This window comes from Nocardiopsis alkaliphila YIM 80379 (assembly GCF_000341005.1).
Taxonomy (GTDB): Bacteria; Actinomycetota; Actinomycetes; order Streptosporangiales; family Streptosporangiaceae; genus Nocardiopsis; species Nocardiopsis alkaliphila.
Genome location: NZ_ANBD01000051.1, coordinates 24,839 through 47,409 on the forward strand (window position 1 = coordinate 24,839; position 22,571 = coordinate 47,409).

General features: G+C 66.1%; 17 protein-coding genes, 1 tRNA gene and 1 pseudogene. 7 read left to right on the forward strand and 12 right to left on the reverse strand.

Annotation, left to right across the window (positions count from 1 at the left end; all coding sequences use genetic code 11):
• Position 1: 1 nt before the first annotated feature.
• Complete coding sequence (gene pdhA / locus D472_RS0108205; protein ID WP_017604005.1) at positions 2–1,123, reverse strand: pyruvate dehydrogenase (acetyl-transferring) E1 component subunit alpha; 1,122 nt, start codon at positions 1,121–1,123, stop codon at positions 2–4.
• Positions 1,124–1,506: 383 nt separating this feature from the next.
• Here pdhA and D472_RS0108210 point away from each other — a divergent pair, with 383 nt between their 5' ends.
• Complete coding sequence (locus D472_RS0108210; protein ID WP_017604006.1) at positions 1,507–1,794, forward strand: phosphoribosyltransferase; 288 nt, start codon at positions 1,507–1,509, stop codon at positions 1,792–1,794.
• Positions 1,795–1,954: 160 nt separating this feature from the next.
• A complete protein-coding gene (locus tag D472_RS0108215) occupies positions 1,955–3,613 on the forward strand; it encodes a catalase (protein WP_017604007.1) in 1,659 nt (552 codons plus the stop codon).
• A gap of 70 nt (positions 3,614–3,683) precedes the next feature.
• Here D472_RS0108215 and D472_RS0108220 read toward each other — a convergent pair whose 3' ends face one another.
• On the reverse strand, positions 3,684–4,142 hold the full coding sequence (locus tag D472_RS0108220; RefSeq protein ID WP_017604008.1) for a DUF4383 domain-containing protein: 459 nt from the start codon (positions 4,140–4,142) through the stop codon (positions 3,684–3,686).
• Between the two features lie 288 nt (positions 4,143–4,430).
• Complete coding sequence (locus D472_RS0108225) at positions 4,431–6,920, reverse strand: helix-turn-helix transcriptional regulator (protein WP_017604009.1); 2,490 nt, start codon at positions 6,918–6,920, stop codon at positions 4,431–4,433.
• Between the two features lie 118 nt (positions 6,921–7,038).
• Here D472_RS0108225 and D472_RS0108230 point away from each other — a divergent pair, with 118 nt between their 5' ends.
• Positions 7,039–7,707, forward strand: a complete 669-nt coding sequence (locus tag D472_RS0108230; protein ID WP_017604010.1) for an esterase/lipase family protein — start codon at positions 7,039–7,041, stop codon at positions 7,705–7,707.
• 130 nt (positions 7,708–7,837) lie between these two features.
• Here the strand turns inward: D472_RS0108230 and D472_RS0108235 are convergent, their stop codons facing one another.
• The gene (locus D472_RS0108235; RefSeq protein ID WP_017604011.1) at positions 7,838–9,196 is read right to left on the reverse strand and encodes an MFS transporter; all 1,359 of its coding nucleotides are present in this window, start codon (positions 9,194–9,196) and stop codon (positions 7,838–7,840) included.
• A 761-nt stretch (positions 9,197–9,957) separates the two neighbouring features.
• Here D472_RS0108235 and D472_RS0108245 point away from each other — a divergent pair.
• Genes D472_RS0108245 through D472_RS0108255 form a run of 3 tightly spaced genes read left to right on the forward strand, consistent with a single transcriptional unit; the run spans position 9,958 to position 12,044 of the window.
• Positions 9,958–10,959, forward strand: a complete 1,002-nt coding sequence (locus D472_RS0108245) for an ABC transporter ATP-binding protein (protein WP_017604013.1) — start codon at positions 9,958–9,960, stop codon at positions 10,957–10,959.
• Positions 10,956–11,768 carry an ABC transporter permease gene (locus D472_RS0108250; protein WP_083903410.1) on the forward strand — a complete coding sequence of 271 codons (813 nt, stop codon included), beginning with the start codon at positions 10,956–10,958 and terminating at the stop codon, positions 11,766–11,768. The genes D472_RS0108245 and D472_RS0108250 overlap by 4 nt, the downstream gene beginning before the upstream one ends.
• A gap of 45 nt (positions 11,769–11,813) precedes the next feature.
• Positions 11,814–12,044 (forward strand): hypothetical protein, encoded by a 231-nt coding sequence (locus D472_RS0108255; RefSeq protein ID WP_017604015.1) that lies wholly within the window; start codon positions 11,814–11,816, stop codon positions 12,042–12,044.
• A gap of 76 nt (positions 12,045–12,120) precedes the next feature.
• Here the strand turns inward: D472_RS0108255 and D472_RS27105 are convergent, their stop codons facing one another.
• A complete protein-coding gene (locus D472_RS27105) occupies positions 12,121–13,314 on the reverse strand; it encodes a sensor histidine kinase (protein WP_017604016.1) in 1,194 nt (397 codons plus the stop codon).
• A 408-nt stretch (positions 13,315–13,722) separates the two neighbouring features.
• Between D472_RS27105 and D472_RS0108265 the strand changes: the two genes are divergently transcribed.
• Complete coding sequence (locus D472_RS0108265) at positions 13,723–14,325, forward strand: response regulator transcription factor (RefSeq protein ID WP_017604017.1); 603 nt, start codon at positions 13,723–13,725, stop codon at positions 14,323–14,325.
• Between the two features lie 269 nt (positions 14,326–14,594).
• Here D472_RS0108265 and D472_RS0108270 read toward each other — a convergent pair whose 3' ends face one another.
• The 7 genes and pseudogenes from D472_RS0108270 to D472_RS0108295 form a co-directional block, all read right to left on the reverse strand.
• The gene (locus D472_RS0108270) at positions 14,595–15,386 is read right to left on the reverse strand and encodes a GvpL/GvpF family gas vesicle protein (protein ID WP_017604018.1); all 792 of its coding nucleotides are present in this window, start codon (positions 15,384–15,386) and stop codon (positions 14,595–14,597) included.
• 292 nt (positions 15,387–15,678) lie between these two features.
• Positions 15,679–15,786 (reverse strand): annotated as a pseudogene (gene gvpJ, locus D472_RS29485) (gas vesicle protein GvpJ); the annotation flags it as partial.
• Between the two features lie 354 nt (positions 15,787–16,140).
• Positions 16,141–16,214: transfer RNA gene (locus D472_RS0108275), tRNA-Ile, on the reverse strand.
• A gap of 198 nt (positions 16,215–16,412) precedes the next feature.
• Positions 16,413–16,991 (reverse strand): DUF3566 domain-containing protein, encoded by a 579-nt coding sequence (locus tag D472_RS0108280; protein WP_017604019.1) that lies wholly within the window; start codon positions 16,989–16,991, stop codon positions 16,413–16,415.
• Positions 16,992–17,092: 101 nt separating this feature from the next.
• Positions 17,093–19,702 carry a DNA gyrase subunit A gene (gene gyrA / locus D472_RS0108285; protein WP_017604020.1) on the reverse strand — a complete coding sequence of 870 codons (2,610 nt, stop codon included), beginning with the start codon at positions 19,700–19,702 and terminating at the stop codon, positions 17,093–17,095.
• A gap of 51 nt (positions 19,703–19,753) precedes the next feature.
• Positions 19,754–21,691: a DNA topoisomerase (ATP-hydrolyzing) subunit B gene (gene gyrB / locus D472_RS0108290; protein ID WP_083903411.1), complete on the reverse strand. Its 1,938-nt coding sequence runs from the start codon at positions 21,689–21,691 to the stop codon at positions 19,754–19,756.
• Positions 21,692–22,128: 437 nt separating this feature from the next.
• Complete coding sequence (locus D472_RS0108295) at positions 22,129–22,551, reverse strand: DUF721 domain-containing protein (protein WP_017604022.1); 423 nt, start codon at positions 22,549–22,551, stop codon at positions 22,129–22,131.
• Positions 22,552–22,571: the final 20 nt, after the last annotated feature.

Consider the following 22,571-nt stretch of genomic DNA (forward strand, 5'->3'; position numbering starts at 1 on the left):
GTCAGTTGCCCTCTCTGCTCAGTTCGTCGGCCAGGAAGGCGGCCTGCTCGTTCAGTTGCGGGGTGGGTTCGGCGAACACGTGCGCGAACAGTTCGGCGGGTTCTGGGTCGGTGTTCCGTGCGATGCCCTCGCGCATGTGCGTGGCGACGGCCTCGGCGGCCTCGACGATCTCGGCCTGACGGGCCTTGGTGAGCACGCGCTTGCGCTTGAGGTACTTCTCCATCCGCAGCAGGGGGTCGCGCTCCACCCACGGGTCCACCTCGCCGCTGTCGCGGTAACGGGTGTCGTCGTCGGCGTTGGTGTGGGCCTGCATCCGGTAGGTGTGCGCCTCGACCAGCCGAGGCCCCTCACCGGAACGGGCGGCCTCCACGGCTCGTTCCAGGACGGCCAGGACCGCGGCGACGTCGTTGCCGTCCACCCGCTCACCATTGACGCCATAACCGACACCCTTGTGGGCCAGGGAGGGCGCGGCGCTCTGTTTGGCCAAGGGCACGGAGATGGCGTACTCGTTGTTCTGCACGAAGAACACGACCGGGGCCTTGAAGACGGCGGCGAAGTTCAGCGCCTCGTGGAAGTCGCCTTCGCTGGTGGCCCCGTCGCCGCACAGCGCCATGACGACGGTGTCCTCACCGCGCAGGCGTGCGGCGTGGGCGACACCGACGGCGTGCAGGAGCTGGGTGGCCAGGGGCGTGGCCTGAGGGGCGACGTTGTGTGCGTAGGGGTCGTAACCCGCGTGCCAGTCGCCCTTGAGGAGGGTCAGGACCTCGACGGCGTCGACGCCGCGCGCGATGACGGCGGCGGTGTCCCGATAGGTGGGGAAGAGCCAGTCGCCTTCGGCGAGCGCGAGGGCGGCACCGGTCTGGCAGGCCTCCTGACCGTGCGAGGAGGGATAGACGGCCAGGCGGCCCTGGCGAACGAGGGCGCCGGCCTGGTCGTTGACCCTTCGGCCGATCACCAGGGAGGTGTACGCCTCCAAGAGGCGCTGGTTGTCCGGCATCGAAAGATCGGAGCCGTCGACCGGGCTACCGGTCTCGTCGAGTAGCCGAAGTGGCTGGTCGGGGGGGGGGNCGTCGAGTAGCCGAAGTGGCTGCTCGGAGGGGAGTAGGCCCTGGTGTTCAGCCATGCTGCGACCTCCTGTTTCGCACAAGATCTGTATGCAGACATGGTGCTGTTTCCAGCCATCTGTTCGCCACAAACCGGACATAATCAAGAAGATGTCGCAATATTCGGCGTTCCTGATGGCAAATCGTCTATACATGTGACCCAGGACACGGCTCCACATGGACATGTGGCACAAGCCCCAGGGTCGAGTGACCCCCACCTCATGCCTCGCCTCGTGGGTAGGCCCTCCGGGTGACCCCCGCCCACGAAACGATCTCCGTCGAAGTCACCACGCCATCGATCGGGCGCAGGGGCGTCGTTGGCGTGTAACGGTACGGTGGGCGGCTCGACCCGCGAGGTCCCACGCGCATCGAACATCGTGAGAGCCACCAGAGGGACCAGGCCGTGAGCGACGAGCGCGAGAACCTGAGCCATGAGCTCTTCGGCACCGTGATGCGCGAGATGGCCCAGACGACCGCCGAGGACGTCGCCGACATCGGCAAGACCCTCAAGCTCGTGCACGACTTCTGCTCCCAACACGTCGCCGAAGTGCGCAGCGCGGTCATCCACGAGAAGCCACGGTCATTGATCGAGTGCGAGTACGTGTGGAAGCACACCGACCGCTGGATCGACTTCCCCTGGCCGGTTCTGCCCCCGGTCATCGAGCGCCAGGGCCAGGTCCGCGACGCCTGACCCCGCACCGCGAACTCGACCCACCCGGATGTTTCACGTGAAACGCAGGGACGTTCCTCCCCACCTGCCTCCACTTTGGCAATAGTTCGGCCACCCGAGAATCACTCGGCCCCATCCTGGGCAGGGGGTCAGGGAATGCGACCGACACGGGGGGACGCACATGACCGACGTATCCAGCCAGGGGCCCGCTTCCGGGGACGAGCGCGAGGTACTCACCAACCGCCAGGGCCACCCTGTCTACGACAACCAGAACCAGCGCACGGTGGGCGAACGGGGGCCCGCCACCCTGGAGAACTACCAGTTCCTGGAGAAGATCAGCCACTTCGACCGTGAGCGCATCCCGGAGCGGGTGGTGCACGCTCGCGGAGTGACCGCCTTCGGGTACTTCGAGTCCTACGGCAAGTGGGGCGATGAGCCGATCGAACGCTACACGCGCGCCAAGCTCTTCCAAGGCGCGGGCAAGCGCACCGACATCGCCCTACGATTCTCCACGGTCATCGGGGGCCGCGACTCCTCCGAGTGCGCGCGAGACCCTCGGGGTTTCGCCATCAAGTTCTACACCGAGGACGGTAACTGGGACCTGGTCGGCAACAACCTCGCGATCTTCTTCATCCGCGACGCCATCAAGTTCCCGGACGTGATCCACGCGCTGAAGCCGGATCCGGTCACCTTCCGACAGGAGCCGAACCGGATCTTCGACTTCATGTCCCAATCACCCGAGTCCATGCACATGATCATCAACCTCTTCAGCCCGCGCGGCATCCCGGCGAACTACCGGCACCAGCAGGGGTTCGGGGTCAACACCTACAAGTGGGTGAACGAGGCGGGCGAAACCGTCCTGGTCAAGTACACGTGGATGCCCAAGCAGGGTGTGCGCAGCATGACCGAGGCCGACGCCGCGAACGTCCAAGCGCACGAGACCGGGCACGCGACCAAGGACCTGCACGAGGCCATCGACCGGGGTGACTACCCCGAATGGGAGCTTCTCGTGCAGATGATGAGCGACGACGAGCACCCCGAGCTCGACTTCGATCCCTTGGACGACACCAAGACCTGGCCCGAGCAGGACTTCCCGCCCAAGCCGGTGGGTCGCATCGTGCTCGACCGCAACGTCTCGGACAACTTCGCCGAGAACGAGCAGATCTCCTTCGGCACCGGTGTGCTCGTCGACGGTCTGGACTTCTCCGACGACAAGATGCTGGTCGGCCGCACCTTCTCCTACAGCGACACGCAGCGGTACCGGGTAGGACCCAACTACCTCCAGCTGCCGGTCAACCAGGCCAAGAACGCCGACGTGCGCACCAACCAGCGCGACGGCCTGATGGCCTACCACCAGGATTCGAGCGGCGAGAACCCGCACGTCAACTATGAGCCCTCCATCACCGGCGGGCTACGGGAGGGTCAGTTCCCCACCCATGACGAGCAGGGTCCGGAGATCAGGGGGCGTCTCACCCGCAAGCGCATCAGCCGCACCAACGACTACAAGCAGGCGGGGCAGCGTTTCCGGCTCATGGAGGAATGGGAACGCGATGACCTGGTCCTCAACTTCACGAACCTGCTCTCCCAGTGCGACCGCGCCATCCAGGAACGGATGGTCTGGCACTTCCTCCTGGTCGAGGACGAACTGGGCCTTCGGGTCGGGGAAGGGTTGGGGATCACGCCCGGTGACGTGGCCCACCTGAAACCGCTCCAGAGCCAGGACCTCACCGACGAGGACCACGCGCGCCTGAACAAGCTGGGAGAGAACGGCCCCCGGGACGTGACGGGCCTGACCATGACCCACTGCGTCCCCAACCAGCGCCACGTGGTCGAGCGCTGAGGCTGCCCTCACCACGCGAAGCAGCGGCCCCGGTCCCCGCCCGTGGGGAACCGGGGCCGCAACGCGTGTGTCAGCGCTCCGTCGTGGTGAAGCGTGCGCAGACCAGGCCGAGGACGACCATGCCCACGCCCAGGAAGAAGTGCAGCCAGTTGACGGCGTCGTTGAGCGGCACGAAGTTCGCAGCGCTCTCCAGGTCGATCAACAGCCCGTACAGCCACAGCACGAGGTAGACCACGCCTCCGCCGAGGAGGAAGACCCTGGCCGCCCCTGCGGTGCGCGACATCGCGACCCCCGCCACACCGAACACCAAGTGGACCAGGTTGTGCAGGATCGAGACCTGGAAGATCCCGAGGAGATAGGTCTGAGAGTGATGGCCGGCGAACTGCATCTGGTCCATGTTGGTGGTCAGGCCCGGGATGAAGCCCATCGCGCCCACCAGCAGGAAGACGACGCCGACGATCAGCGCGGCCAGACGGAGCGGGTTACCCGCCAGGCCGCCTTGCCGCGGATCCGTGATGCCTTCAGCCATGATGCGCCTCCCGTGTGCTCTCGCTACTCGTTCCGCCCCTCGGCCTTACCAGGAGCCTGTGGCGACACGGCTACCCCACGTGAGGCCCTTTGACTCTTCGCAGACCGCGCGTTTTGTCCGACTACGACAGGCGGGGCCGCGCTCGCGGCTCATGGAGGAAGGGGGCGCGACGACCTGGCCCTCGCCCCGAACCGGGGGAGAACCGGCCCCAGGGCCGTGTCGAGGTCGCCCACGACCCACCGCGCCCCGGCCGAAGCCACGTGGTCGGGTGCCGGCCGGTGGGGCGGATCAGCGGCCGACGAGCCGGGACAGCTCCACTCGGGAGCGAATTCCCAACTTGCTGTAGATGTTGCGCAGGTGGTGGTCGACCGTACGGGTACTCAGACATAGGCGCGCGGCCACCTCGCGGTTGGTCGCCCCGTCCGCCACGTGCTGGGCGATACGCAGTTGTTGAGGGCTGAGCGACCCCTCGCCCCCCGGTTCTCGGACCGCGACGCTTCCTCGAGCCGCCCGCAGCTCCTTCGCCGCCTGACGGGCCCAAGGTTTGGCGCCCAGACGTTGGAATGCCTCCAAAGCGGCGTACAGGTGTTCACGCGCTCGCCCGGGGTGGCGGGAACGGCGCAGGTGCCCACCGTAGAGCAACCGGGTACGGGCCTCCTCCAAGTCGCAGTAGCCCGACGCATGCGATTCCAACGCACGCTCGAAGTACCCTTCGGCCTCCCGCCCCCGTGCCAACAGACCACGACAGCGAAGTGCCAAGGCCTGGGCGGTGTCGTTGCCGGTCTCCTCGGCCCATCCGGCGAAGGTCTCCACCGCCGGGAGCACACGGACCGGCACCCGGCCGCGCACCGAGGCCTCCACCAGGTGCGGGGTGATGAGCAGCCGCACCGCGACGTGCCCGCTTCCCGGACCGGAACGCGCCAGCACCCGCAGACGCATCGCGGCCTCGGCGATACGCTCGGCACCCAGGTCGAGTTGGGCCAACGCCCAGACGGCCAACCCCGCGGGCAAGCCCACATCGTGCTCGCGGGCCTGGGACAGGGCGGTCCCAGCGTGTTCACGGCATACGTTCTCCTCACCCCGAACGGCGGCCACCAAGGCCAGCGCGGCACGATGGTGGCTGGCACAGTTGTGCTGCCCGGTCTCCACCGCCAAGCGCAACCCTTCGGTGGCGCTCCCTTCGGCCAAGGACAAGCGTCCGAACCACAATTCGGCGTAGGTGAGGAACTCCAGGGCCTGGGGCACCAGGGTGAGCGTGCCGGTCCGGCGGGCCATCGTGGCCGCCCGACCCGCCAACGCGCGGGTGCCCACTTGGTCGCCACGGAGCAACCCGGCGATTCCGCCCAGGACGAGGGCCTGGGGATCACCGACCACGCAAGCGGCTTCCTGGACACGTTTCAGGGCGATCATCCCCTCCCGGTGACGCCCTTGGAAGAGCGCGGCCTTGCCGGTCATGTAGTCCAAGATCAGGCGGTTTCGGGGCGATTCCAGATCGATTCGTGCAGCGCAGGACAGCACACGGGCCCGTTCGGCGGTGGCGAAGAAGCGTGCGTGGTCACCGGACAGACAGCCGGCCTCCCCTGCCTGGAACAGTACTTTCAGGGCGGCCTCGGGGTCGTGTTCGACCAATCGGTCGGCGGTGGCGCCCAAGCGTTGGAAGGCATCGATGGCCACCCCGGAGCGCAGATCCATCTCGGCGTTCAGGAGTTCGACCTGCTCGGGGGCGAGGTCGACTCGCTCCAGGACCTGCCGGGCCCGCTCGGTACCACCGGCCAACCAGGCGGCTCGGGCGGCTTCGGCGTGGGCGGTGCGTCGTTCCGTGTCCGAGGCACCGTGGTAGCAGGCGGAGCGCACGAGGGGGTGGGAGGGACGTGGTCGGCCACCATCCTCGGTGACCAGACCGGCCAGGTGGGCGGGTTCGAGGTCCTGGACCGGCCGGTGTCGGGGTTCGACGCAGAGCCGGAGCAAGGCGAGACGAACTCGGGTGGGCAGGGACGCGATCTCGCGGACGAACCTCTCCGTGAGGGCTCCTCGAGTACGCAGGGGACGTTCGAGGGCGATGGCTCCGGCTCGCTGTTCGGGTGTGGTGGCCGCGAGGGCTTCCAAGGCGGCTCCGGGGACCCCTTCGGTGGCGGCGGCGATCTCCGCCGCCACCGAAGGGGCCACGTCGGCGGCTTCGGTGAGGACTCGGAGCACGTCCGTGTGGCCCAAAGGACTCAAAGGCAGCGTGGGGACCCCGGTGAGTCGATCCGTCGCCCTTTCGCAGGTGCTGAGCAAGAGGGCGGCGCCCTTGGTGGGAAAGCGTCGGGCGACAAAGGCCAAGATCTTCTGTGAGGGTTCGTCCATCAGGTGCAGGTCATCCACGCACACCAGGAGCGGGCCCCGTTCGGCGACGGCGGTGAGCAACGCCAGGACCGCGTTGGCCAGGGGCAGGACTCCGCCGGGGGCACCGGTTTCCAGGGCACTGGTGAGTGCTTCGCGTCGCGGTGGGGTCAACCGGTTCAGGTAGGGCAGAGCCGGGTTCAGCAGTTGGTGCAGTCCGGCCATGGCCAGGTCCCGTTCACCCGGAGCGGCACGGGCCTGGAGGGTGGCGAGGCCATGGGCCTCCTCACGCACCCGGTCCAACACGGCGGATTTGCCCGCACCCGGGGCACCCGTCACGAGAAGGCCACCGCCGGATCCCGAGCGTGCGGCTGCGAGCAACCGGCGCATGGGGGAGAGTGCGGGGTCACGCCCGTACAGAGGGGTGACGCGTGTGAGCGGGGACACACTGATCACACCACTAAGTTACCCGCGAGTTAAGCCAGAGTAAAGAGACCGGCGATTCAGCCGATGCGCTTCGTGTGAGGGTCGGCACACAATCGAGCTCCCCCATTCCCCCACCAGTGGAGCTCTCATGAGACGCCTGATCTCCCTCCTGTGCGGGTTCACGCTCGCGCTGACCACGCTCCTGCACGCCACCCCCGCCTCCGCCGACTCCTCCACCCCCGTCGTCTTCGTCCACGGATTCATGGGCAAGGGCGGTCAGTGGAACGACATGCGCGCGGCCCTGATCGACGCGGGGCACCCCGAGGACCGACTACACGTCTTCTCCTATGACTGGCTCCGTTCCAACACCACCATCGCGGGTCAACTCGCCGACCACGTTCAAGGCGTACGAGAACGGCATGGCGTCGAGCGGGTCCACTTGGTCACCCACTCCATGGGTGGCCTTTCCTCGCGCTACTACATCAAGAACCTCGGTGGTACCGAGACCGTCGATCAGTGGGTCTCCATCGGCGGACCCAACAACGGGACCGACATCGCCAACCTGTGCATCTCGCTGATCACCCCCTGCGCGGAGATGCGGCACGGGTCCGCCTTCCTCAACGACCTCAACAGCGGCGACCCCACACCCGGTCCGGTCGGTTATACGACCCTGCGCTCCCCCTGTGACCTCGTCATCTCCCCGGTGGACAGCACGTCGCTACCCGGTGCGAACAACATCCGGACCGGGTGCGTCGAGCACATCTCCATGATGTGGAACGGCGAGGTCATCGATCACGTCCGCGATATCGTCGGCTGATCTTCGACCGCCGAGCCATCTGATCGACCCTTCGACACGCGCCCCGCGAGTATCGACGTGTGGGCAAGGAAGCGGGGCGACGGATCGTGGGAACGACTCGTCGCCCCGCCACGCGGGTCACAGGGGAGGCCTACTCGGTGGAGGTGACCTCACCGGCGCGCAGGTCGGTGCCCTCCTTGACCTTCACCACCGAGACGGCGGCGAAGGAGATCGCGGACAGCCCGACGATGTAGGCGCCGATCGTCCACGAGGCCCCGAAGTTGGTCAGCAGCAGCTCGGCGATCATCGCGGCGAAGGCACCGCCCAGGATCGCACCGAGGGCATAACCGATCGATACACCCGAGTAACGGATCTCCGCCGGGAACATCTCCGCGTACAGGGCCGACTGGGGCCCGTAGCTCAGACCGAAGGTCAGCGTGAAGACGAAGACACCCAGGAAGTACATGTAGATGTTCGCGGTGTCGACCATGAACCACATCGGCACCGCCCAGGCGGCCAGCAGGACGTAGCCGATCTGGAAGGTCCGCACTCGACCGATCTTGTCACTGATCCAACCGCCGTACAGCGTGGAGATCAGCCAGCCGAAGGAGGCCAGGGTCGTCGCCAGCAGTACCGGGCCCCGATCCATGCCCAGACCGAACTCCTCGACCGGACGCGAGGCGTAGGTCGCCAGGAAGGCGATGACCAGGTAACCGGCGGCGTTGTTGGCCACGAAGATCAGCGCGGAGAGGACGACCTCGCGGGTGTTGTTACGGAACAGGCGACCCAACGGAGCGGAGGCCTTGGCGCGACGCTCCTGCATGTGTTTGAAGACCGGGGACTCCTCGACCGTCTTGCGGATGAGGTGACCGATGATGATCAGCACGAAGGACAGCAGGAACGGGATACGCCAACCCCACTCGAGGAAGGCCTCGGGGCCGATGGTCGCGTTGAGCAGCCAGACGACGAAGGTCGCCAGGATCATGCCACAGGGCACACCGATCTGCGGGTAGGCGCCGAAGTAGCCGCGCTTGTTCACCGGCGCGTGCTCCACGGACATCAGGGCGGCGCCGCCCCACTCGCCACCCGCGGAGAACCCTTGCAGAATGCGCATCAGGATCAACAGGATGGGTGCGGCCATACCGATCTGCGCGTAGGTGGGCAGCAGACCGATGGCACAGGTCGCCAACCCCATCAGAACGAGGGTGGCGACCAGGATCCTCTTACGGCCGAAGCGGTCGCCGAGGTGCCCGGCGACGATCGCCCCCAAGGGGCGGAAGAGGAACGAGATGCCGATGGTGGCGAAGGAGAGGACCTGGGCCACCGCCGGGCTGCTCTCGGAAAGCGGGGCGAGGAAGAGCGGCGCGAGCACCAATCCCGCCGCCTGGGCGTAGATGAAGAAGTCGTACCACTCGATGGTGGTGCCGACCATCGTCCCCGCGAGGACCTTACGCCTCTCCCTCTGGTCGAGGGACTCGGGTCGGGGGGTCACGGCGTCGGAAGTCGCCATCACTGCTCCGTATTTCTCTGCCGGCCTGAGCCGGGGTGCCGATGGGCCGCCGGACACACCGCGCCCGTACGCGTCACGACGCAAGGGGATATGGGCGCTTGTGTCCGAGCCCTAGGACACCATGCCATGTGAGGGACCACACTTTCTAGTTCGGTTTCATGATTTCGCAGTTGAAGGCACATGTCCTGACCGAACGGTCGGTGAGAAATCCTCGCCTGTGCAGGGAGTTCGAACAGTCGGCGACCAGACGGTCACGACGATGGAATCGACAAAAAGAGGAGGCGATGGGTCCACATGGCGAGACGATCACCCTCGTGGAGATCTCACCACCCGCGTCCGTCCCTACCGCTCTCGCGGTAGTACGATCGGGCCTCCTCCCGCCCCCCGACCAGATTCGAGGCCACATGGTCATCCACGACTGGGGATACCTGGACGAGTACCGGAACGAACGCGAAGACCTCTTGGCCGAGCCGGACCGTCATGAGGAGCCGCATCCCGGTGCGCTCTCCCCGCCCGGCCCACCGAAGGGTGGGGCCCGCTCGGGTCGCACGCGAAGGTCGCTCCCGGTGACGGGGCCAGCGGCCGAAAAGATACTCTCTCCTGCTCCGACGCCCTTCCCGCAGCGACGGCGATCACGGACGGATCATCACCGCTGTGCGCGAGTCTCTCGACGCGGTGTGACATCTGCGCACGGCTGTCACCCGGTTTCCATGACACCCCGTTACTTATGTGTGTGAGGCCTCCACCGTGACAGTGGAGACATGTCTACACCACCGCTCACCGGGCCCGCGGTCGAAGTCGACGGGCTTTGCTACTCCTACGGCCCCTACCAGGCGGTCAAGGACGTCTCGCTGCGTGCCGGCCGGGGCAAGGTGTTCGCACTACTGGGCACCAACGGCGCCGGTAAGACCACCTCACTGGAGCTGATCCAGGGCTACCGAAGGCCGGATGAAGGGCACATCCGTGTCCTAGGGCTGGATCCCTTCCGTGATCGACGTGCCCTGCGCCGTCGCACCGGGTTCATGCTCCAAGAGGCCGGGTTCCTCACGGAGATGACCGTCCGCGAGATGACCCGGCTCTGGAGTTCCATCTCGGGGCGGATCGACGACGTGGAGTCCGCCCTGGAACGCGTCGACCTCTCCCACCGCGCCGAAGTCCGCTTGGACAAGCTCTCGGGCGGGGAGAAACGACGCTTGGACATCGCGCTGGCGGTGTGGGGGTCCCCGGAACTGGTGGTACTCGACGAACCCACCACGGGTTTGGACCCGGAGTCCCGGCGGGGCCTGTGGTCCCTGGTCGAGGAGCTGCGCTCGAACGGTTCCACCATCATCTTGACCACCCACTACCTCGAAGAAGCCGAGACCCTGGCCGACGACCTGGCCATCATGCACCAGGGCCGGGTCGCCGTGGCCGGGACCAAACGTGAGGTCCTGGCCTCCTACCCGGCCTCCATCACCGCTCGTGTCCCCGACGAGGTGGTACACCGGCTGCCCGCCGTATCCGGGAACCGGACCCTGAAACGTCTCCCCGAGAGCTCCGGACACTTACTACGGATCGAGACCTCGGCCCTCCAGGCCGACCTGACCCTCCTCCTGAACTGGGCGGAGCACCAACAGGTCACCTTGACCGACCTGCACGCCCAGGCGGCCACCCTGGAGAACCTCTTCCACGCCATCCGCGTGGAAGACGAACGACTCTCCCTCGACCGGCGGCGGAACGCCGACGTCGAGAGCCGTGTCAAAAAGGATGTGACCGCGCCATGACGAGAAACACCACGCGCACGACCACACCGAATCGGCCACGAGTCGACTTACGTGGGCGTTACTCGCTCATGCCGGCGCTCACCTTCGCCGAACTGCGGATGCTGGGGCGCCGCAAGGTCGTGCTAGCGGTCGCGCTGTTCCTGCCGATGATGTTGGTCGGGCTTTCCTATCTGGGCCAACGGCCCGAGACCATGGAGCAGTGGGGAGCCACCCTCGGCGTGTACTTCATGTACGCGTTGATGATGACTCCGTACATGAGTACCGCGACCCAGCTCTCATCGCGCCGGGACACCCTGGTCTACAAGCGACTGCGGACCACGGAGTTGGACGGTGCGGAGCTGATCGCCGCCAGTCTGCTCGCGGTCGCGGCGCTCGGCCTGGTCCAGATGCTGTTGATGCTGGCCGTCTTCCTAGTGGCCGGCGCCCCGGCGCCCGACAACCTGCCGTTGGTGTTGCTCGGTGTCTTTCTGGGGCTGCTTCTGGCACCGATCCTCGGCACCTTCATCGTGTCCGTGACCAGAAACCACGAGCGCGTCATGTTCACCATGATGCCGTTGCTCATCCTCGCCGTCATCGGTGCCCGACTGCTCGACTATCCGGTCGAGATCATCGCCTGGCTCGCGATCCTCGTTCCGTTGGTGCCCGCGGCGGACCTGATCGCCAAGGGATGGGGAGGCGCCGGCGCGGGTCTCCAGACGCTTCCCGTACCGGTATCGCCGGCGGTCGCCGACATCGTCCTTCTCGTGGGCTGGACGACACTCGCGATCTTCGTAACGACGCGCACCTGGCGTTGGGAGCCCCGTTCCTGACCCGCCCTGCCCCGACGAGCCCATTCGATCCGCAAGGAGACTCCGGTGAACTTCCTTTACGCCCTCTCCGGCCTCAAGCTCAGTCCCAGCCTCGGCCAAGAGATCCTCGTCCAGATCATCACCCTCGGCGTGGTCGGGGCGATCATCTACCTGTTAGTCGCCGACCGTCCGATGGTCCAACTCCTCGGCATGGCCGCCATCCTGATCTACTCCGTCGGTCGTGTGATCGCGATCGTCGCCGTCAACCGATCCGACCAGGCGTCCTCCACCCGCTGAGCGAAGGTCGTGCCATGTCTCGCAGGATCATAGGATCGCGCGGCCCTGGCGGCGCATTCATCGATGACGGCACTCATCATCGCCGATGCTTCGTCACTCGTGCCGGTACCGGCATCCGGGCGACGAGAGTGAACGTGCCGTCATGTTCTCCGGCGGTCAGTTCACCTCCGTGTTCGGCAAGACGGCGGCGCATCCCCACGATGCCGTTGCCCTTGTCGGGACGTGTGGAGGAGGTGTCCGATCGGGACACACCATCGTTGCGTATCAGGAGCTCCAGGTGATCGTCCGCACGTGTCCACCGAAGGAAGCAGTGCTTCGGAGTCGCGTGCCGCAACATGTTGGTCACCGACTCACGGACCACACTCGCCAAAACACCGCTCAACTCCTCGTCGACGTCCTCGAAGTCACCTTCGATGACACAGTGCGCGGAGGCCGAGCGCAACAGTCGCTCGGCCGCGCGCACTTCCTCGGGAAAATGGGTGTCCCGGTGCTCGCGGACCAGTGCTCGCACGTCGTGCACCGCGCCCCGGGCGACCTCTTGGATCTCCTCCATTTCCGCGCGTGCACGTCCCGGGTCCCGGTCCACCAATCGTGCCGCGAGTTCTCCCTTGAACGCGACGACCTCCAAGGCCCGGCCCAGAAGGTCGTGCAGGTCCTCGGACATGCGCAACCGTTCCTCGGTGATCGCCAATCGCAAGGTCGCACGCTCCGCACTGACCGTGCGATGCCACAGCATGGGTCCGGTCGCCTCCCAGTAGCCGATGAACATGACCACGAAGAAGGCGAGAAGGGCCTGTTGACCACTGTCGGCTCCGGCCTCCTGTGCCCTCACCAAATACACACAGGACGCGGCGGCCATACCGACCAAGAGCGCGTAGTAGGGACCGAATCGATTCCGGTGCAGGGTGATCACTTCAGCCGCCGCCGTTGCGGGCATGAGCAACCACACCCACGGAATGGTGGTCCACGCCACCGCGAACACCGTGGACGCCATCGATACGAGCACCAACGTCCAAGTGATGATCCGTCGCCACGACAGCGAGGGGCGGGCACCGGGCAGCCACCCGGCCGACAGGGCGCGTAGCAAGCAGAACAGGACGACGAGCGAGATCAGGATCAGGGCCCGAAGCGTGCCGGGAAAGGCCGCGGCCAGGCCGGCCACCGGAATGACCACCACGAAAACCATGGTCAGGTACTGGTTCCTGCGCACGTGACGAAGGACCACACCATCCGGGGTGACGGCCTCGGCTGCCCGTTGACGATCGCTCATGGGCCCGCTCCCTGGAGGGTGGTGTCGACGTGCGGACCGATCGTACAAACGATGGCGACATAGGGAAGAAGGCAGGAGGTCGAAGGGATCCCCCTCGTCGGGGAACGGTAGCAGGCCGTACCCGCCGGCCCGCCGCACTTCCGAACAACTCTTATCGGTGTACGACGAATCCTGGCTCCTGGCTCCTGGCTCCTGGCTCCTGGCTCCTGGCTCCTGGCTCCGACAACACCGTAGCCAGGTCCTGCCTCTAAGGCCAGGACATGGTGGATACCGCCCAGGATCTCACCATTCCCTTCAAGCGCACTTGATCGGCTCTTCGGCCCCTTGGCGCGTGAGTCGGAACTCCGGGGATAATGACTCTTGCCGTACGGCGGGGCCTCGTCCACGCACGTTCCAGGGGAGGAAGAGTTGATTCGCGTACTGCTCGCCGAAGACGAGGCCATGACCCGTGAGGCCATCGCGGCTCTACTCGAACTGGAACCCGACATCTCGGTGATCGGACAAGCGGACAACGGGAGCGACGCGTTCAAGGCGGCGTTGGAACTACGCCCGGACATCGTCATGTTGGACATCGAGATGCCCGACGGTGGGCTCGTGCTCCTGAGCAGGTTGCGCGAACACCGTCCGAACGTGCGCTGCGTCATCCTTACCCGCCACGCCAATCCGGGGACGCTGCGGCGGGCGCTCAAGAAGGGCGCGACCGGGTTCATCGCCAAGAGCACGTCCGCTCAGAGCCTGGCCAACGTGCTCAGACGCGTCGCCGCAGGGGACCGGTACGTCGACCCCTATCTGGCCGCCGACGCATTGGCGGAACCGAGTTGTCCGCTGAGCGAGCGGGAACTGAGCATCCTGGCCGAGGTCGACCAGAGCAACACCACGAAGGACATCGCGGCCAGGTTGCACCTGGCCAGTGGCACCGTACGTAACTATCTATCGGGAATCCTGGACAAGCTCGACGTCAAGACCCGTTACGAGGCGGCCGAACTGGCACGTGAAGCGGGTTGGATCTGAGGGCACCCAGCACCGAGTCGCCGGTTTTCGAGGATTCTCTTCCGGGTTCTTGAACGACGGACCCCAACGACCTCGGCTCCAGGCCGAGGTCGACCACGGAGTGCTTTGTAGCGTTCCCGTGGCTCGTTCCGCCGTTCCTCCAGATCATGCCGACGCGTTCTTCCCCGCCCGCCATGAGGTCCCCTGATCCACCCCTCGTAGGGCCCGGCCAGAGGGAACAGCGAGTGCGGGCAGGCCGTCCGGCTCTGCGCGGGACCCGTCCACCCGGCTCACGTGCCCGCCTCCGTGGTGTTCACGGTGGCGAAGGAGTAGGGCGCCCAAGGCCCCGAGACCTCGACCCTGGTGCCTTTTGGAGCTTGCGCGTTCAGTTCTTCCGCCGCCGCGAAGAAGTCCGACACCAGGCCCTGATCCACCAGGTAGGCGTTGTTCATGACGTTCTCCCCGGACGCTGTGGACAAGGCCGCGTTCTGTATCCGATGCCGCACACGTGCCCTGGCCAGTCCGCTCACCACCTCGTCGGCTCGGTCGCACAGACGGGCGGCCTTGTTCCAGGTGTCGTCACGGCGTTCACGTTGTTCCCTGCGCCTGCGCAAATAGGCCTTGCCCGGGCTCTCATCGGTGGAAGTGTCCGGAGCAGGCGGGGCGGCTCGGGGAATCGCCTCGGCGTAGACCTTCAGCCCGAGCTCGACCCGACCCAGGAGTTCTGTCAGGGTCGCGTCGAAGGTCTCCCCGTGTTCGCGTAGAACCTGGCGCACCCGTTGGTCCCCCCGGTAGACGGTGGCCAGCCTCAGCGGCACGGTCACGACCTGCAGTGCCACTTCGTCCACGACGCCGTGATGGGCCCGGGCCACCTCCTCCAGCCAACGCAGATCCTCCAGTTTGGCGTGGAGAGCCCCCTCATCGAACTCATCCAAGGGGACGGTGCTGACCGCGGCGGCCAGGTCGCCCTCCACCACGAAGTGCACGGGATGACCACCGACCCCGATCAGGCCATCGATCGGCGCGGTGTCGAAGGGGCGACACACCGCGTAGACATAGCTCGCGTTCTCGGACCGATCCATGCTCTGTCCTCCTGTTCCTGGACGACGACCTCCGTCTCGACCGCGGCCCCTCCTCCCTAGGGCCTCCCCCTCGACGGCGTTCACCTCGGGCCGGTGGGACCCGCTCCAGTACTTCGATGCGCTGGTGTAGGCGTCGATTCCCCTCGGCCGACCCGTCGCCCTCACGTCGTGCCGCCTTGGAGGACAGGACGGGTCGTTCTCCCCACCAGTCGATACCCATCTCCTCGGCCTTGTCCACCGAGGCGACGCGCAAGCGCGGCTCGACCGTCGAAAGCTCGATGTCGGGCAGGTCGACCTTGATGGCGCCCGTGATCACGAGGCCCTTGTCCAGAAAACGTTCGAGTACGTCGGCGGAGTTGGCGGATTCGACCCTCCGGAGGGTCGAATCCGTCTGGTTCACCTCGCCAGGGCATGGGTTCGCTCATCCGCAATAGACCTTCCCGATACGAGGGGACGGCGGTGGCCTCGGGTCACGCACACTCCCCGCGGCGCTTGGTCCGCCACGGCGGCAGAACCGGCTCAGGAAGGTTCGTCGCCGGTGAGGTCCTCATCCGGGAGAAACCTCGACCGGAGTCGAATCGACGTGGCGATTCGATCTGTTGTCGACTCGGCGTCCTGTCGATACCGCTCAGTGCCAGGGGAGCACGGGCTCGGGCAGGGGATGCCGTGGAGTCCCACGGTCAGAGGAAGTCCACAACAGAAAGAGCCCTGCTCTCCGAGTGGATAAGCAAGGCTCTGATCCGTGCAATCTGGGTGGGCGTACGTGGACTTGAACCACGGACCTCATCCTTATCAGGGATGCGCTCTAACCGACTGAGCTATACGCCCTCGTTCCGCCAGGAACTCTACCGCATCCGGAGGACCGGGGCGAACCGGAACCCGCTCGACGCGAGAGAGGGGGCCGGATGAACCGCGCCCCTGCTCACCTCCCATTTTAGCCGCTTCCAAGCAGTGCTCGGAACGGTCCGGGAAGGCCGTCGGGCCCGGTTCCACCAAGAGGACCGGGCCCAACGCTTTTCGAGAAGCCTACTCGGCCTCGGAAAGGGTGACGTCGACCCCGCCGACCAGGTCCGCGACCAGGTTGTACAACATCGCGCCCACTGTGGACAGGGCGGTGAGCAGCACGACGTTGAGCGCGCCGATCACACCCGTGTAACCCAGCACACGACCGGGGGAGAACCACGCGGCCGGGTTCAGTCCCAGCTCGTCGTCCCCGCCGTCACCCTCCAGGAGGGCGTTGAGCATGTTGGTGAGTTCGTCGAACACACCCAGCATCGACAGGGTCGCGTAGATCACCACGACGGCGACGAACAGGATGATGAAGCACACCAGCGAGATCACGAAGCTGAACTTCATGACCGACCACGGTTCCACGCGGGAGACGGTCAGGTGCGCCTTGCGACTGGCCAGGGTCGCTTTGACGGCGGTGGGGCCCTCCGGTTCGGGCTTGGGTTCGTTCGTCACGGCGGTGCCCCCCGTTTCCTGTTCGCCCGCCGACTCGGAGGAGTCCGCGGTGAACGGATCCACCGTCTCCACGGCCGAGTCTCCCGCGACACCCTCCGCGTCGGAATCATTGCTGCTGGTGTTCGACTGTTTCTCAGACATAGAGACGTTACCGCTGGACTTTCGTTGAGACGGGTCGATCCGTGGATCCCGTGGGGCCGCCGAAACGAACCCCACGGGACGTACTGCGCTTAACGCGCAGTCTAGACCTCGGGCTGGTCTTCACCCGCGATCCTCTGCTCACCCGTGTCGGCCCGGGCCTCGACGGCATCGGCGACCTCTTCGGCCTCGGCTTCCTCGGCGGCTTCGGCGTTGGCGGCCACCGCGACGATCTTGTTGCCCTTGTCGAGGTTCATCAACCGGACACCCATGGTGGTACGGCCCGACTGCTTGACCTCGGCGGCACCGGTGCGGATGACCCCACCGGCGGAGGTGATCGCGAAGATCTCGTCGACCTCCGGGTCCACCATCAAGGCGCCGACCAGCTTGCCGCGGGCCTCCACGACCTTGGCCGTCAACACACCCTTGCCACCACGGTTCTGCGTCGGGTACTGCTCCGAGGGCGTCCGCTTGGCGTAACCGTTCTCGGTGGCGACCAGGACGTCGGTCGAACCGTCACCGGGTCGGATCACGTCCATGGAGAGCAGGTAGTCGCCCTCCAGGAAGCGCATACCGATCACACCACTGGTGGCGCGGCCCATCGGACGCAGCGATTCGTCTGAGGCGGAGAAGCGGATCGCCTGGGCGTCGCTGGAGATCAGCAAGAGGTCGTCCTCTGGAAAGACCAGCCGGGCGGCGATGAGTTCGTCGCCCTCGCGCAGGTTGATCGCGATGATGCCCGCCGCGCGCGCCGAGTCGAAGTCCTCCAGACGCGACTTCTTGACCAGACCCTCACGGGTGGCCAGCACCAGATAGGGGGCCGCCTCGTAGTCGCGCAGCGCCATGATCTGCGCGATCTCCTCACCCGGTTGGAAGGGCAACAGGTTCGCCACGTGCTGGCCGCGTGCGTCACGGGCCGCCTCAGGCAGCTCGTAAGCCTTGGTCCGGTACACCCGACCCTGGTTGGTGAAGCACAGGATCCAGTGGTGCGTGGTGGTGACGAAGAAGTGCTGGACGATGTCGTCCTGCTTGAGCTGGGCGCCGCGCACACCCTTACCGCCACGCTTTTGCGCCCGGTAGTTGTCGATACGGGTGCGCTTGGCGTAACCACCGCGGGAGATCGTGACGACCACGTCCTCCTCGGCGATGAAGTCCTCCATGCGCATGTCACCCTCGAACGGGACGATGTGCGTACGACGCTCGTCACCGTACTTCTCGACGATCTCGCCGAGCTCTTCCCGAATGATGGAGCGCTGGCGCGCGTCCGAGGCGAGGATGTCGTTGTAGTCGGCGATGAGGGCCATGAGCTCGTCGTACTCGGCGGTGAGCTGGTTGCGCTCCAGCGCGGCGAGCTTGCGCAGCTGCATGTCCAAGATGGCGCGGGCCTGGATGTCGTCGATCTCCAGCAGCCCCATCAGGCCGGTTCGCGCTTCGTCCGCCGAAGCGCTGGCCCGGATGAGGTCGATGACCTCGTCGATACGGTCCATCGCCCGAAGCAGCGCGCGCAGGATGTGCGCCCGTTCCTCGGCCTTGCGCAGGAGGTACTTCGTCCGGCGGACGATGACCTCGACCTGGTGCTTGACCCAGTGTCGGATCATCTGGTCCAGGCGCAGGGTACGCGGTACCCCTTCGACCAGGGCCAGCATGTTGGCGCCGAAGGTCTCCTGCAACTGGGTGTGCTTGTAGAGGTTGTTCAGCACGACCTTGGCCACGGCGTCGCGCTTGAGCACGATGACCAGTCGCTGGCCGGTGCGACCACTGCTCTCGTCACGCACGTCGGCGATGCCGGTGATCTTGCCGTCCTTGACCAGGTCGGCGATCTTCAGCGCGAGGTTGTCCGGGTTGACCTGGTAGGGCAACTCGGTGATGACCAGGATCTGGCGACCGCGGTTGTCCTCCTCGACCTCGACCACGGCACGCATGGTGATCGAGCCGCGCCCGGTGCGGTACGCCTCCTCGATACCGCGCTTGCCCACGATGAGGCCGCGGGTCGGGAAGTCGGGGCCCTTGATCCGGGCCATCAACTCGTCGAGCAGCCGCTCGTCGTCGACCTCGGGATGGTCCAGGTACCAGTTGACGCCCTCGGCCACCTCGCGCAGGTTGTGCGGCGGGATGTTGGTCGCCATGCCCACCGCGATACCCGAGGAACCGTTGACCAACAGGTTCGGGAAACGGGCGGGGAGGACGACGGGCTCCGAGGAGCGACCATCGTAGTTGGGCCGGAAGTCGACGGTCTCCTTGTCGATGTCCCGGAGCATCTCCATGGCCAACGGTGCGAGCTTGCACTCGGTGTAGCGCATGGCGGCGGCCGGGTCGTTTCCCGGTGAGCCGAAGTTACCGTTCGGGTCGACCAGCGGCATCCGCATCGACCACCACTGGGCCAGGCGGACCAGGGTGTCGTAGATGGCGCTGTCACCGTGCGGGTGGTAGTTACCCATCACGTCACCGACCACGCGGGCACACTTGAAGTACCCACGGTCGGGACGGTATCCGCCGTCGTACATGGCGTAGAGAACGCGCTGGTGGACCGGTTTGAGGCCGTCCCGGACGTCGGGGAGGGCGCGGCCGACGATGACGGACATCGCGTAGTCGAGGTAGCTACGCTGCATCTCGACCTGGATGTCGACGGGCTCGATCCGGTCCGTCACACGCGGCAGGGACTCCACCGGGGAGTCGCCGCCCTCAGGGGCGTCGGGGTTGTTCGCATCCGTCACGGATGTCGATCCCTTCTAAGACTGGCTTGGGCGAGTGGAACGGCGAAGGACCTAGATGTCCAGGAAACGGACGTCCTTGGCGTTGCGCTGGATGAAGGAGCGCCGGGACTCGACGTCCTCACCCATGAGCACGCTGAACATCTCGTCGGCCTGGGCCGCGTCCTCCAGGGCGACCTGAAGCAGGACGCGTCGGTCGGGGTCCATCGTGGTGTCCCACAACTCGTTGGCGTTCATCTCACCCAGACCCTTGAAGCGCTGCACCATGTCGCGCGGGCGCGGGTCCCTCTTGCCGGCGGCGATGCCCTCTTCGATGATGCGGTCGCGTTCGGCGTCGGAGAAGGCGTAGCTCGCGTCGCTGCCCTTCTGGTCCCACTTGATCTTGTACAGCGGCGGTGCGGCCAGGTAGACGTTCCCTGCCTCGACCAACGGTTTCATGAAGCGGAACAGCAGGGTGAGCAGCAGGGTGCGAATGTGCTGACCGTCGACGTCGGCGTCGGCCATGAGGACGATCTTGTGGTAGCGGAGCTTCTCCGCGTCGAAGTCCTCGTGGATACCGGTGCCCAGGGCGGTGATGATCGCCTGGACCTCGTTGTTCTTGAGGATCCGGTCGATTCGGGACTTCTCCACGTTCAGGATCTTGCCTCGAATGGGCAGGATGGCCTGGTTGTGCGGGTTACGACCACCCTTGGCGGAACCACCGGCCGAGTCACCCTCGACGATGTAGAGCTCGCACTCCTCCGGATTGGTGGACTGGCAGTCCGACAACTTGCCCGGCAGGGAGGTGGTCTCCAAAAGGGTCTTGCGACGGGTGAGGTCGCGCGCCTGACGAGCGGCCACACGGGCGCGGGCCGCCTGGCTGGCCTTGGACACGATGTCCTTGGCCTCGCCGGGGTTACGCTCGAACCAGTCGCGCAGGTGCTCGTTGGTGACCTTCTGTACGAAGGACTTGGCTTCGGTGTTGCCGAGCTTGGTCTTGGTCTGGCCCTCGAACTGCGGGTCGGCGAGCTTGACCGAGATGATCGCGGTCAGACCCTCCCGGATGTCGTCACCGGTGAGGTTGTCCTCCTTCTCCCGGAGCAGCTTCTGGTCACGGGCGTACCGGTTGACCAGGGTGGTCAGCGCCGAGCGGAAGCCTTCCTCGTGGGTGCCGCCCTCCGTCGTGTTGATGGTGTTGGCGAAGGTGTGCACCGACGAGGTGTACGACTGGTTCCATTGCATGGCGACCTCGACCGCGATGCCTTCGCCCTCTTCCTCGAAGGAGACGATCGACGCGTGCGCCGGCTCCTTCTTGCTGTTGATGTAGCCGACGAAATCGGCGAGACCCTCTTCATAGTGGTAGGTCTGCACCACCGGGCCGTCGTCGGTGTACTCGGGGCGCTCATCCCGGATGGTGATGGCGAGCCCCTTGTTGAGGAAGGCCATCTCCTGGAGTCGTCGGGAGAGCGTCTCGAAGGAGTACGTGGTGGTCTCGAAGATGGTTCCATCGGCCCAGAAGGTGATCTGGGTACCGGTCTGGTCGGTGGCCTCACCCTTGTCGAGGGCACCGGTGGGAGCGGTCATCTCGTAGCGCTGGCGCCAGACGTGTCCGTCCTTGCGGATCTCCACCTCCAGCGCCGTGGACAGCGCGTTGACGACGGAGACACCGACACCGTGCAGACCTCCGGAGACCGCGTAGGACTTGCCGTCGAACTTGCCGCCCGCGTGCAGCGTGGTGAGGACGACCTCCACGGCCGGACGCTTCTCCACAGGGTGAAGGTCGATGGGAATACCGCGACCATTGTCGGCGACCCTGATCCCGCCGTCGGCGAGCAGGGTCACCTCGATCGCGTCGGCGTATCCTGCCAACGCCTCATCGACCGAGTTGTCGACCACCTCGGAGACCAGGTGATGCAGACCGCGCTCTCCGGTGGAGCCGATGTACATACCCGGGCGCTTGCGTACTGCCTCAAGCCCCTCGAGAACCGTGATTGATCCTGCGTCGTAGGCCAAGTGGGAACACCCTCCTGCTGGGGACACCTGTCGGCCATGGCCGAGCGGACGACGGGCAACCCACGGCATGGTGATCGAAGGGGCGGCATACCGCGGCACCTGGGGGATCACCGTTCGCCGCATGGGCCGTCCGCCCACCCTCCGTATGGGGCGTGGTACCGGCTACAGGCGTCTGAAGAACCAGCTCCATGATACCCCGCGCGGTGCGACAAAGTGGCATTGGCGGCGCTGTGCCGCACCAGAACGAACGATCAGGGCGGGACATGAGCCCCTACACGCGGGCGACCCCTCGCGCAAGTCCCGGCGCCGTTCAGTGCCCTTGCACGCGCCGACCTCCTCCTTCACCGGACCTGGACACCGGGGCCGAAGTGAGGACATCCGCGTCGAGGAACCCCCTTCCTTCGACTCGAGGCACACCAAACCCCATGGTCACAGGGTCAGCGGCGGCGGAATCCAGGGCCCTTCACCTTGATGGTGACGATGGTGCCGTCGCCCAGCTCTTCGTTCAATCGGCGCATCAGATCACGCACCATCGCGCGTGCGTGCGCGGCCATCGTCGGTGAATCGGCGACGACCACCAGCTCACCTTCCGAATAACTTTCCGGACGGAGGTGGGCGGCATTGAAATCACCCACGATGTCGGCCCAGCGACCGAACACCCCACCGATCGCCACCTGTTCCTGCCACCCGTGCTCGATCAGCCACGTGCGGACCGCGTCACCGAACAGTTGGGGTTCGTTCCGTGACCGAAACCGGCCACGCCCGCGCGCCCGAGGCGCACCCTTGGGCACCGCCCCTCGTTCACGCGCCTCGGCCTTGGCCCGCGCCAAGGCCTGGCGGGCCAGATCCGCTCCGGACATCGACCGAGCGGCGGGGGCCC

Bases quoted from the DNA above. Each gene is read 5' to 3' on its own strand.
- D472_RS0108215 (WP_017604007.1), top strand. From the start codon at position 1,955: ATGACCGACGTATCCAGCCAGGGGCCCGCTTCCGGGGACGAGCGCGAG.
- D472_RS0108220 (WP_017604008.1), bottom strand. From the start codon at position 4,142: ATGGCTGAAGGCATCACGGATCCGCGGCAAGGCGGCCTGGCGGGTAAC.
- D472_RS0108230 (WP_017604010.1), top strand. From the start codon at position 7,039: ATGAGACGCCTGATCTCCCTCCTGTGCGGGTTCACGCTCGCGCTGACC.
- D472_RS0108235 (WP_017604011.1), bottom strand. From the start codon at position 9,196: ATGGCGACTTCCGACGCCGTGACCCCCCGACCCGAGTCCCTCGACCAG.
- D472_RS0108245 (WP_017604013.1), top strand. From the start codon at position 9,958: ATGTCTACACCACCGCTCACCGGGCCCGCGGTCGAAGTCGACGGGCTT.
- D472_RS0108250 (WP_083903410.1), top strand. From the start codon at position 10,956: ATGACGAGAAACACCACGCGCACGACCACACCGAATCGGCCACGAGTC.
- D472_RS27105 (WP_017604016.1), bottom strand. From the start codon at position 13,314: ATGAGCGATCGTCAACGGGCAGCCGAGGCCGTCACCCCGGATGGTGTG.
- D472_RS0108270 (WP_017604018.1), bottom strand. From the start codon at position 15,386: ATGGATCGGTCCGAGAACGCGAGCTATGTCTACGCGGTGTGTCGCCCC.
- D472_RS0108280 (WP_017604019.1), bottom strand. From the start codon at position 16,991: ATGTCTGAGAAACAGTCGAACACCAGCAGCAATGATTCCGACGCGGAG.
- D472_RS0108295 (WP_017604022.1), bottom strand. From the start codon at position 22,551: ATGTCCGGAGCGGATCTGGCCCGCCAGGCCTTGGCGCGGGCCAAGGCC.